This is a genomic window from Pedobacter sp. JCM 36344 (assembly GCF_046546555.1).
Taxonomy (GTDB): domain Bacteria; phylum Bacteroidota; class Bacteroidia; order Sphingobacteriales; family Sphingobacteriaceae; genus Pedobacter.
Genome location: NZ_JBKHKK010000002.1, coordinates 163967 through 176472, shown reverse-complemented (window position 1 = coordinate 176472; position 12506 = coordinate 163967). Strand labels below are relative to the sequence as shown.

Here is a 12506-nt window from a genome sequence, read left to right as displayed (position 1 = left end):
TAATGAGATATTTCCTGCTTCTAATCGTATTCCTGTTTTTCGGCTGGACCGACAGTACCGCACAAGTCAAATCCCCGGATGAATTCCTTGGTTATACTTTAGGTAGCCGGTTTACTGCTCATCAAAAAGTAGTGGACTACTTTAAGTATGTTGCTGCAGCTCATCAAAAAGACATGAAGCTGCAAACCTATGGTAAGACCTACGAAGGCAGGGAGCTTCTGGCAGCGATCATCTCTTCAAAAGAAAACATTGAAGATTTAGAAAAGATCAGAAAAAACAACCTGAACATCAGCAAAGCTCTAAAAACCGATGTAAAGTCTAATCCGCAAACTGCAGTGTTGTGGCTTAGTTACAATGTGCATGGGAACGAAGCCAGTTCTACAGAGACTGCGATGCGTACTTTATATTCGCTCACAGAACAAACGGACAACAACGTAAAGAACTGGCTCAAGAATGTAGTGGTGATCATCGACCCTTGCTTAAATCCTGATGGTCGGGAGCGCTATGTAACTTATTTCAATGGGGTGGTAGGAGATAAACCCAATCCGGATCCCATGGCGAGAGAGCACTTTGAGCCATGGCCAAATGGCAGGCCGAATCATTACTACTTCGATTTGAACAGAGACTGGGCATGGCAATCGCAGGTGGAGACGCAGCAGCGATTGAAACTTTATAACGAATGGATGCCCGAGGTGCATGTAGATTTTCATGAACAAAGCTATAATGAACCCTATTATTTTGCCCCTGCTGCAGAACCTATCCATGTAGACATCACCCCATGGCAGCGTGCTTTCCAGGTAACGGTTGGTAAAAACAACGCGAGGTATTTCGACGAAAACGGATGGCAGTATTTTACTAAAGAAAGGTTCGATCTGCTCTATCCTTCATATGGGGATACTTATCCTTTATATAATGGTGCGATCGGAATGACCTATGAGCAGGGTGGTATTGGCGCCGGCTTGTCTGTAGTCACAATTGATGGAGATACTTTAACCCTAAAAGATAGGATTGATCATCATTACACCACAGGAATGGCTACACTGGAGACAGTCTCTAAAAACGCAGACCGCCTGGTTTCAGAATTCAAAAGCTATTTTGATAAGGCTGTTGCTAATCCCCCTGGAATTTACAAAACCTACGTTGTGAAGGCGGAGAATTTAAGCAGGATAAAGCGGCTGGCGGCCCTCTTAGTAAGAAATAATATTGAGTATTCATTTGGTTCAGATAAATCGTTGAAGGGTTACAGTTACGAAAGCAAGAAAACGGAAACATTTAAGATAGACAGGAATGACCTGATCGTAAATGTTTCGCAGCCCAAGGCAGTTCTGGCAAATGTGTTATTCGAGCCGCAAACCTCGATCACAGATTCAAACACCTATGACATCACGGCATGGGCGCTTCCGTATGCATACGGTTTAAAAAGCTACGCCGTCAAAGAATCCTTCAAAGGGAGTTTTTTCGCGATAGATGAAAAACCTGATGAGCCGTTATTGATCAGTAAGCCCTATGCCTGGGTGCTGCCATGGAATTCAGTGGAGGATGCGCAAACACTGATCGCGCTGCAACGCGCTAACATCAAAGTGCGGATTGCTGAAGAAGGATTTTCCGCATCAGGTAAGTCTTTTCCATCCGGATCACTCCTTATATATAGAGCAGAAAATGAACGGGCTGTGAAAAGCCTTTCTTCTAAAATTTCAGCCATTCAAAAAGAGCGGGAGGTTCGACTCTATCCTGTCGCTACCGGGTTTGTTGAAAAAGGAAAAGATTTCGGTTCTTCTGTCTATACGCCAATAATATCCCCTAAGGTAGCGGTTGTTGGGGGCACTGGGATCTCTGCTCAAGGCATGGGTGAAGTTTGGCATTTCTTTGAGCAAGAGTTGAAATATCCATTGACAATTATCGGCGTACAGAACCTTTCTAATTTAAATATTAATAAGGTGAATGTGCTCATTATGCCCGATGGCTCGTATGGTGATAACGTAAATGAAAAACTCGAGGATTGGATTGGGGCAGGAGGAAAGGTAATCATGCTGGAAGATGCCATCTCGAGCGTTCAGGGGAAAAAACCATTTGATGTTAAACTTAAGGAACTTCCGAAAGAAGAGATAAAGCCCAGCAACTCGAGAAAATACGTCACTCGCAATCAGGACGACCATTCCAGTGCAATCCCAGGAGCCATATTTAAAGTGAACCTGGATAATACCCATCCTTTATCAGCCGGACTGGGGGATTATTATTATGCCTTAAAAACTGATGATAAGATTTACGAGCCCTTCGGATCTGCTTTAAATACGGGGGTGCTCAAACCCAACAGTTACATTGCTGGTATTGCAGGTAAGTCCGTTTTGAAAAAATTGAATAACGGGATGCTGTTTGGAGTTCAGAATATTGGAAAAGGAAAGGTGATATACATTGGAACAGATTTATTGTTTAGAAGTTTCTGGGAAAGCGGGAAGCAGATGTTCGTGAATGCGGTATTTTTGGTGAATTAACCGCCTTAAAATCGATATTACACTTGTTTCTGGCTTTCGTTTTGTGGGCTAATTTCTGCAGAATACTGCACTTTTTATCCTATGTTTCTTATTGTTGTCTGCTATTTGCCATTATATTTCGTGTGTTATCGTCTAAAAGTCTTAGTTTTATAGATTTATACCTTTAATATTTTGTTTTTAGTTCAGAATATTATCATTAATTAAGAATCTAATGAAAGTCTTGATTTCTCTGCGCGTGAAATAGCTTTTTTAACAAACTACTTGCTGCTATATTTTTCTCTAATCTCTTTTGTTACAAAAGTGTTAAATTAAGTTAAATATTTTGTTTTTGTAACCAAAACAGGATAAAACAAATGTAAAAATGGCAAATCCAATCCATTTTGAAATTAAGTTTGGCTTATGGGGTGATATGCGGTCTATTATCGCCCTATGTAAAGTCATGATAATGTCATAAATGCCAAAGCTCGTGTTAAATATTATGCTAGCATATCAGATTGCTCATATATTTAGACATTATTAACTAACCTAAATTTTATTAATTTATGAAAAAACTTCTACAAAGTTTGTTCATTTTGTTGTTTGTCGCAGGATCTGCGGTGGCTCAAGATCGAACAGTTACTGGTACAGTTACTAGTAAGGCAGACAACAAACCTCTACCTGGAGTAACGGTAAAAATCTCAGGTGTCTCAGCAGGCACCCAAACAAATTCTGATGGTAAATACGCTATTAGTGTTCCCTCATCAGCAAATACCTTGGAGTTTTCTTATTTAGGATTTGTCTCAAAATCAGCGGCAGTTTCGAATGTTGTTAATATCGCACTTGAAGACGATAATAAAGCATTGTCAGAAGTTGTTGTTGTGGGTTATCAAACACTTAGACGTTCTGATATCGTTGGTAACGTTGCTACTGTTCAAGGTAAAGAGGTCGCTCAACAACCAGCTACTTCATTCACACAATTGCTGCAAGGTAAGGCAACAGGCGTACAGGTAACTGGAGCTAGTGGTAGACCAGGTGCAAATGCTTATATTAAAATTAGAGGTGTTGGTTCGATTTACGCAGGTACAGAGCCTTTGATCATTTTAGACGGATTGCAGATCACCACCGCAGCCTATAACTCCATTAACCCAAATGACATAGAAGAAATCAACATCTTAAAAGATGCTGCTTCTGCTGCTATTTACGGTTCCAGAGCTGCTAACGGTGTAATTGTAATTAAAACTAAAACAGGTAAAATAGGTGATCCAACTTTACAGTATTCCTTCCAATATGGAAAATCTGAAATTCAGAAACTGAAAAATGTGCAGCTAATGAATGCTGCTGAGAAACTTCAGTATGAGTTTGAATTAGGATTTACCAACCCTGATATTCAGGCTCAGATTCCATCAACTTCTAGTATCACTACACTTACTCCTGCTCAAAGGCAAACAATTTGGGACGGGCTAATTGCAACTGGTGCCGGGAACTGGCAAGATTTTCTGTTTCAAAAAGGAACTGTAAAAACCCACGAGATTTCATTGAGTGGAGCAGATTCTAAAATCAAATACTTCATGTCGTTAAATGCAACAGATAATGACGGTACTGAGATTAACTCTTACTTTAACAGAAAAGGTGGGCGTTTGAACGTAGAATATCAGGCGAAAGATTGGTTTAAAATGGGTACTAACCTTGGTGCAACGCAATCTAGAGAAAGACAAGTTAGAGAGCCGTTTAATTCTCAGAACTTGTATGGTTCGTTATTCTTCTACAATCCATATGAAAAGGTTCGCAATGCTGATGGATCGTATAACGTAACAGCTCAAGGTTTTTCTGCTATTGAGGGATCAGAGAATAACACCGTTTTTTTAAATCGTGTAAATACGTACGGTACTGGTTATGCTGAGGCCAAATTTTTTGACCATTTAACAATTAGATCTCAGGCGGCACTTAGTTACAACCGCCTTATGTCTGAGAATTATCTAAAACCAGGATCGAACTTAGCGGTTTTGTTAGGTTATAATCAAAAGACAGACGCAGGAAATGACGACTTGTTTTATACACTCACTAATACAGCGAACTGGAATCAAACATTTGCTGATAAACACAATGTAAATTTCTTACTTGGTCAGGAGTTTAACTTAGATAATTTCTATTCTTATACATTGACCGGACGTAATTTTGCTACATCATCAGTGGAAACTCTTGAAAACGCATCTACGCCAATTACCACTTCAACTTCGAGGTCTAAATATGCGCTTGAGTCATATTTTGCTAGTGCATCATATAATTACGATCAAAAATATTATTTGACTGCAAGTTTAAGGAGAGATGGTTCATCTCGTTTTGGAGCAAACAACAAATATGCTAATTTCTGGGCTGTTGGAGCAAGCTGGAATGTTAAGAAAGAAAATTTTATTAACGCGGATTGGCTGAATGCTTTAATACTTAAAGCTTCTGTGGGTACAACTGGTAACAACAACATTGGTAATTACGATGCATTAGGTACCTATTCTCTTGCAACAAAATACAATGACCTGCCGACTGCTACTCCTTTTAGATTGCCTAATCCAGATTTGACTTGGGAGACTAGTACACTTTATGATGTTTCCACTACTTTCAGTGTTTTGGATAGCAGAATTAGCGGTGAATTTGGGTACTATACAAGAGCTACTAATGATTTACTTTATCCAGTAAACGTATCATATGCTACTGGATTTGCAACTTATCAAGGAAATATTGGTAATATGAAGAATTCAGGCATCGAAGCTTCATTAAGAGGTGATATAGTTCGTACTACTGACTTCAATGTAGCCTTGAATGTTTCGTTCTCTTCAGTAAACAATGAAGTAACAAAATTGTATTCCGATAATTCTGTTGCCCCAAATACAGATTCTTATGGAAGGTTAGTTCAAGGTGAATCGTTCGGAACATATTTCTTAGTAAAATGGGCCGGAATTAATCCTGATAATGGTAAGAACCAATTCTATAATATAGATGGCACAAAAACAGAGACGTTTTCTGCTAGCCAGGCTCAACTTTTGAAAGGTAAATCACCTATTGCTACTTTCTTTGGAACAATTGGTACAGACATCAGATACAAGAGTTTTGACTTAGGAGCCAGATTCTACTATACTGGTGGTAACTATATACTGAACGTAATGGATCAGGTTGCCGCATCAGATGGTGAGAATGTCAATAATAACCAATATACTTCAGCATTTGCGTACTGGAAAAAGCCAGGAGATAATGTGCTTTATGCAAACCCACTGGACCCTACGCAGAACACTACATATGACACTGATAAATACCTGGAAAAAGGAGATTATATCTCTTTGAGAGATATAACTTTAGGGTACACCCTGCCAACCAAGTATGCAAAAGTGATTAAAACAAAAAACATTAGATTATTTGTTCAAGGTACTAACTTGGCATTATGGACTAAGTTTAAGGGATTACCTGAGGTTGGAGAATCTAATAGAGAGAGATCAGATTTTCCAGGAGTATTTAACCTATATGGTTACCCACCATTAAAGGCGTATACTTTTGGTATAGATGTTAGGTTTTAAAATATAATTGAAGAACATTATGAAAAAGATATTATTAGCGGTTGGTACCCTAGCAGTACTAATTTCTGGATGTAAGAAGGACTTAACGCAATTCCCTTACAATCAGGTTGAAACTACACAAGCGTTCAATACTGAAACAGATTTAAATTTAGCAGTGAATGGTATGTATGCTGGCTTAAGGACGTCTGGTTCTTATTTTGTCGGACAATGGAATATTATGGCTGATGTATTAGCAGACAACTTGGTTTTAAATCCAATTGGTCGTTTAAGCTTAAAACAACCATTTTATGAGTGGAGATATACTGGTGAAAGTACTTATGGTTTATTCCAAGGCGGATATACAATTACAAGAAGAGCAAATGCTATTCTTGAAAATGTGGGTAAGTTGCCAGAAACAGCTGTTACTAAGGATGCAAGAGGCCAGGCGCTGGCTATCAGAGCTTTAACATATTTCGATATGTGTAGAGCTTTTAGCAAAACTTATTTAAATGCTGACGCAACTGATTTTACACTCCCTTACGTTACGGTGACCGATCCTACAATTTTACCTGGAAATGAGTCTGTGCAAGGATTCTATGATAAGGTTATTGCTGATTTAGTTGAGGCTGAAGGTTTAATTAATACTTCAACAGCATCTGTAGCCGCCGGGAAAATCAACAAAAATGCTGTTGCTGGTATCTTGTCGAGAGTTTACCTATACAAAGGTGATTATGCAAATTCGATTGCAGCAGCAAATAGAGCCTTAACGGCAGTTCCTTCTATAGGTACTTTAACAACTTTCCCGAATATTTGGACTGATGCTACCAGCGAAAGTGTATTGTTTAAAGTTCGTAATACTGTTATAGATGGCGTTAATAGCCAGGGTGTCAACTACTATCAGACTGTTGGCGGTCTACGTAAATCAGAGTACCTTGTAGATTACAGTTTCTATCAACTATTTGCAGCGAATGACATTAGAAAAACTACTTACATCGCTACCAGCTTGTACGCCGGAAACAATGCAAACCATATTATTAAATACAATGGTAGACCAGGTTTAGCAGCTGGCGTAGTTGATGCGAAAGTAATTAGAACAGGTGAAGTTCTTTTAAATAGAATGGAAGCTAACTACAGAAGTGGAACGATTTCTGCAGCAGTTGCAGATTTAGTACTTCTAAAATCTAATCGCTATACTGGTTACGTTTCGACTTTAGATTTAGCGCTTACTGGAACATCTTTACTTAATGAAATTTTATTACAAAGAAGACTTGAGCTTGCTTTCGAGGGGGATAGATTCTGGAATCTTAAACGTTTGAATCTTCCGGTAAATAGAGATGCTGTTCATGGCGAAAGAGCTGATGGAACGGGAACACCTCCTGTATTCCCTATACTAGCAGTGGGCGATAAACGTTTCCAACTTCCTTATCCTCAAGTGGAATTAAACTTCAATAAAAACTTGAAACAGAACAAGGATTACGATAAACCATAAATCGTTTTTTTAGAAAAAGGTACAGTCGTTAAGATTGTACCTTTTTTTGTTTAAAATTCTTATATTTAGGATGAACTAACCCCCCTTCCCTTATGAGAATTAAAAATCTTATTCTAACTACCGGATGGCTATGTTGCGCAGCTGTTAGCGCAAGTGCACAACAAATCGCCATTCAAAATCAATATGGTAAATACGCTTCCGAAAAAACAACCATTAATGTTTCCGGATCACCATACCTCACGGATGACTGGGCTGCCGCGACTATTAAGATGAAGTCAGGGCTTATGGTGAAAGAGAAGGTTAAGTACGATTTACTGGATGATATTCTTTATTTTAAGACTACTGATGGAAAATTCATGACTTTTGCAGAACCAGTTAGTGAGTTTAGAATAGAGGAAGGATCTGGCGCTGGATTGTATAGGAATAATTATGATAATTCGAGGTTTGGCAGTAAGACTACATTTTATCAGGTTCTTTTTGATGGTAAGGTAAAGTTGCTAAAGCGCATGAATAAAGGAGTAAACGACGTTATGGAATACAACGCAGCTTCGCCGACTAAGACAATTACTCAAAAGGTTCGTTATTATGCGGTGAGTGTGGATGGTACTTTTGTTGAAGTTAAACCTGCGAAAAAGGATATTTTAAATATTATGAACGCAAAAAAAGTTGAAGTTGACAAGTTTTTGTCTTCATCACATATAGATTTTAAAGCAGATGCTGATTTGGTGACGTTATTCACTTATTATAATTCATTAGTCTAAGGACTAATTTTTTTTGATAAAGGGAGTCATCGTCAGGATGCCTCCCTTTTATTTTTATACACAGTTTAAGCTATAGGACGCTCAATTCTGTGGTTTTCTGATCAATCTTCAAAACAACGGCTTTACCTACCACCATAGCCCGGTTATCGTCAATGTGACCTACCGGAAAATTAAAACATACCGGGTAATCGTACTCTCTTACCAGTTCCCAAATCACCTCTTCAGGAGAGGCACCAAAAGGGATATCTTCCACCTCAAATCCATTGAAAGTACCCACAATCAAGCCTTTTAATTGGCTTAGTTTTCCGTTACGTTTAAGCATCCTGATCAAGCGATCGATGGCATATTCATGCTCGCCGACATCCTCAATAAATAAAATTTTGTTTGTATAATCAATCTCTGATTCAGAACCCTGCAACATTACGAGCAAGGTCAGGTTTCCGCCAATTAGGATCCCCTCTGCCTCTCCTGGGCGGTTTTTTACAGACCCGTTAAATTCAGTTTTGTAAACTAGCTCACCGCCAAATAAAGCCGTTTTTAAATAAGCTAGCGCCTCAGGAGTTGAATCTTTAAAAGTGTAAGGCATTTGTCCGTGGATGCATTGTATCTGGTATTTTGCATATATATGCGATAGCAAAACAGTAATGTCGCTAAATCCAACAATCCATTTTGGATGCGCTACAAATTTAGTAAAGTCAAGCTCATCAATGATTCTGATGGTTCCATAACCCCCTCTTCCGGCAATCACCGCCTTGATCTCAGGGTCATCCAGATACCGTTGTAAATCGGCTGTCCGTAGTGCATCATCACCTGCAAATTGGTGATAACTTGCTGCCACCGTTTCGCCAATAACAACCTCCAGCCCCCAATCTTCAAGGATCGCAACCGCGGTTTCTATGCCTTTCGGAAGCTTCTTCGCGGGACAAACAATTGCTATTTTGTCACCCTTTTTTAAATATGCTGGCTGTTTAATCATTAGTAAAAAACTTATCTTTGCCAAAATAATAAAAATAGTTTTGGATAACAGTAAAATAAAAAGATATACCGTTACAGCCGCTTTGCCGTACACCAATGGTCCGGTTCATATTGGTCATTTGGCCGGCGTTTACCTTCCTGCCGATACTTACGTGCGATATTTGAGGTCGAACAAGCGCGATGTTAAATTCATTTGTGGCTCAGACGAGAATGGTGTTCCCATCACTTTGAAAGCTAAAAGAGAAGGTGTAACTCCGCAGGTAATCGTAGATAAATACCATAAAATCATTGGCGATTCCTTCAAGGAATTTGGTGTGTCGTTCGATATCTATCACCGTACTTCATCCTTAATGCATCACCAAACGGCCTCAGATTTTTTTGAAACGTTATACAATAAAGGCGTATTTACTGAGGAAGTAACCGAACAATATTACGACGAAAAGGCACAGACCTTTTTAGCAGATAGATACATCACCGGAACTTGTCCGAAATGTGGTAATGAAAACGCTTACGGCGACCAATGTGAAAACTGCGGGAGTACCCTAAATGCGACCGATCTTATCAACCCAAAATCTACACTTTCAGGAGAAAAACCAGTTAGAAAAGAAACTAAGAACTGGTTCCTCCCATTAGATCAATACGAAGACCGTTTAAGGGCCTACATTGATGGCCATAAGGAATGGAAGCCAAATGTATATGGGCAGTGCCAAAGCTGGTTAAATGCCGGCTTACAGCCTAGAGCGATGACTAGAGATTTAGACTGGGGAGTTAAAGTCCCGGTGAAAGGTGCAGATGGCAAAGTATTGTATGTTTGGTTTGACGCTCCGATAGGATACATTTCTGCTACGAAGGAGCTTTTTGAATACGCCAGACTAGATGTTTGGAATCCTAAAGCAGAAGAATATTACATCAACCAAAGCGAGTTAGAGAAAGGAAACTGGGAAGACTATTGGAAGAGTGAAAACACGAAGCTGGTTCATTTTATAGGCAAAGACAACATTGTTTTCCATTGCATCATTTTTCCCGCAATGTTGATGGCACATGGGGAGTATACCCTGGCAGATAACGTACCAGCCAATGAGTTCTTGAACCTGGAAGGACAGAAGATCTCTACCTCTAAAAACTGGGCAGTTTGGCTAAATGAATACCTTGTAGAATTTAAAGATAAGCAGGACGTTTTGAGGTATGTGCTAACTGCTACTGCTCCTGAAACAAAAGACAACGATTTTACCTGGAAAGATTTTCAGGCGAGAAATAACAACGAATTGGTGGCGATCCTTGGGAACTTCATCAATAGGGTAACGGTATTGACCCATAAGTATTTCGACGGAAAAGTGCCCATGCTGATGGAAATTAAGCCGGAAGACCAACAGGTAATCGACGATTTAGCCGCATTCCCAGCAAAAATCAGTGCTTCAATAGAGAATTATAGGTTTAGAGAAGCGTTATCAGAAGTGATGAACGTTGCTCGTTTGGGGAATAAGTATCTTGCGGAAACGGAGCCTTGGAAAGTAATTAAAACTGACGAAGACCGTGTTCGTACGATCCTAAACATCGCATTACAAATTGCTGCGAATATTGAGATTTTGATCGAGCCATTCTTACCCTTCACTGCAGACAAGCTCATGAAGATGCTGAACTATGGCGGACATCTTTGGGAAGACGCCGGTAGTATAAACCTGCTTCATCGCGGTCACCAGTTGAACGAGCCCGTGCTTTTGTTTGAAAAAATCGAAGACGAAGCGGTACAAGCACAAATAGATAAACTTAACCAAAGCAAGGCAGACAATGCGGTTCCTGCCGCCGTAGAACCTGCGAAAGAAAATATTCAGTTTGAGCAGTTTTCGGCAATAGACATTCGTGTTGCCACTATTATTGCAGCAGAGAAAGTAGAGAAAACCAAGAAACTATTGAAGCTGACCTTAGATACAGGTATCGATCAACGCACCGTTGTTTCAGGAATTGCAGAACATTATGCTCCTGAAGATATTATCGGACAACAGGTTAGTGTTGTGGTAAATCTTGCTCCTAGAGAAATAAAGGGGATTATTTCACAGGGCATGATCCTGATGTCTGAAGATGCAAATGGTAAATTAGCTTTTGTTGCGCCTATTGAGAGCCATTCAAGCGGCAGTATTATCAGGTGATCCCGGTAACAAATGAACTGGAGCGGGCGGCGGCAGCAAGAGTTGCCGTCCAGTTTTAAAATCCATTTCATCCCACCTTTCGCGAGTATCCGTATCTACTGGTCCATCTGTAATGTGTGCACTAAGAATGGCACTTGGATTAAACTGCTTATTATTCAATATAACATCACCAGCGAACGTTGTTTTGTAGAACTGCAATGAAATTGCAATTATGCACAAGCAACCAGGTTGTGTAGAAAAGGTTGTCTCTTGTGAAGGGATGAGTGTTGTGGGGTAGGTTCGTTGAATATCAAAAAGGTGAGATTCTGTTTGGTTGTAGAGCCCATTCTCTAAATCGAAAAGGCCACAAGTTACGACCAGTTTACATTTAGCAATTTCTGAAGGAAATACAAACTCCTTAGGAGATTTCATTTCAGGTATAGTAATTTTCACCAGGTTGTTATCGGAGTAATCGACCATAAACTGTGCGAATAAATAGTTCTGAATAGGCGATTTAACGTTGAATTCAAACCCTTCTAATCTTTTAAAGCTATTTTGCTTAAAAATGAAATTTAGGTTTGTTTCGTCTAAGACTGGCTTGAAACTTTCCACTATCAGCCCTGTTAGGCGGGTGGACATCGCGCTATCATGAAAGTCATTATATGCGTCATACATAGACAGTCTAAAATAGAAACCCAGATTACTGGCTTTTCCAAACACAGTTGCACTATCTATCGTTGCAGCTGATTTATCATACTTAGGCTTTCGCGATAATCCTTTAGAAATTTGCACTCCATTTCGTACGCTATAGGTCACATTATAGATTTTTCCTCTAGTGAAGCCATTCTTAATTATTGCCATGAAATATATTTAGTTAGGGGAGTAATGGTACGGTTTATATTGTGCTATTATTATATCCAATGTGAATATGACACAAATGAGTAGTAAGTCCAATTATTATCGGGCCAGATTGGACTTGCATTGCTTTTACATTGGACTTGTATTGGACTTGCCCAAATTACAACCTTAAGTCTGTCCTATCCGTAGGTCGTTCAAGGGATCACAGTTTCTCCTGTTTTTTGATGAAGTGATTTGTTGGCAATGAGGCTGTTTTATTATTATATTTGCGCCAGCCAATTGAA

The 12506-nt window shown here is 39.4% G+C and carries 7 protein-coding genes; 5 read left to right on the top strand and 2 right to left on the bottom strand.

All coding sequences use genetic code 11. From position 1 onward, the window contains the following. Positions 1–2 precede the first annotated feature (2 nt). From ACHFIZ_RS02545 to ACHFIZ_RS02530, 4 genes are all read left to right on the top strand, one after another. The gene (locus tag ACHFIZ_RS02545) at positions 3–2492 is read left to right on the top strand and encodes a M14 family metallopeptidase (protein WP_410882542.1); all 2490 of its coding nucleotides are present in this window, start codon (positions 3–5) and stop codon (positions 2490–2492) included. A 542-nt stretch (positions 2493–3034) separates the two neighbouring features. Next, positions 3035–6034 carry a SusC/RagA family TonB-linked outer membrane protein gene (locus ACHFIZ_RS02540; protein WP_410882540.1) on the top strand — a complete coding sequence of 1000 codons (3000 nt, stop codon included), beginning with the start codon at positions 3035–3037 and terminating at the stop codon, positions 6032–6034. A gap of 19 nt (positions 6035–6053) precedes the next feature. Beyond that, entirely contained in the window at positions 6054–7502 is a 1449-nt protein-coding gene (locus tag ACHFIZ_RS02535; RefSeq protein ID WP_410882538.1) for a RagB/SusD family nutrient uptake outer membrane protein, read from the top strand. A 92-nt stretch (positions 7503–7594) separates the two neighbouring features. After that, the gene (locus ACHFIZ_RS02530; RefSeq protein ID WP_410882536.1) at positions 7595–8263 is read left to right on the top strand and encodes a hypothetical protein; all 669 of its coding nucleotides are present in this window, start codon (positions 7595–7597) and stop codon (positions 8261–8263) included. Between the two features lie 70 nt (positions 8264–8333). Here the strand turns inward: ACHFIZ_RS02530 and ACHFIZ_RS02525 are convergent, their stop codons facing one another. Then, on the bottom strand, positions 8334–9239 hold the full coding sequence (locus ACHFIZ_RS02525) for an LD-carboxypeptidase (protein ID WP_410882534.1): 906 nt from the start codon (positions 9237–9239) through the stop codon (positions 8334–8336). Between the two features lie 40 nt (positions 9240–9279). Here ACHFIZ_RS02525 and metG point away from each other — a divergent pair, with 40 nt between their 5' ends. Then, complete coding sequence (metG, locus tag ACHFIZ_RS02520; RefSeq protein WP_410882532.1) at positions 9280–11385, top strand: methionine--tRNA ligase; 2106 nt, start codon at positions 9280–9282, stop codon at positions 11383–11385. Here the strand turns inward: metG and ACHFIZ_RS02515 are convergent. Continuing rightward, positions 11362–12225 (bottom strand): hypothetical protein, encoded by an 864-nt coding sequence (locus tag ACHFIZ_RS02515; protein WP_410882530.1) that lies wholly within the window; start codon positions 12223–12225, stop codon positions 11362–11364. The genes metG and ACHFIZ_RS02515 overlap by 24 nt on opposite strands. Positions 12226–12506 lie beyond the last annotated feature (281 nt).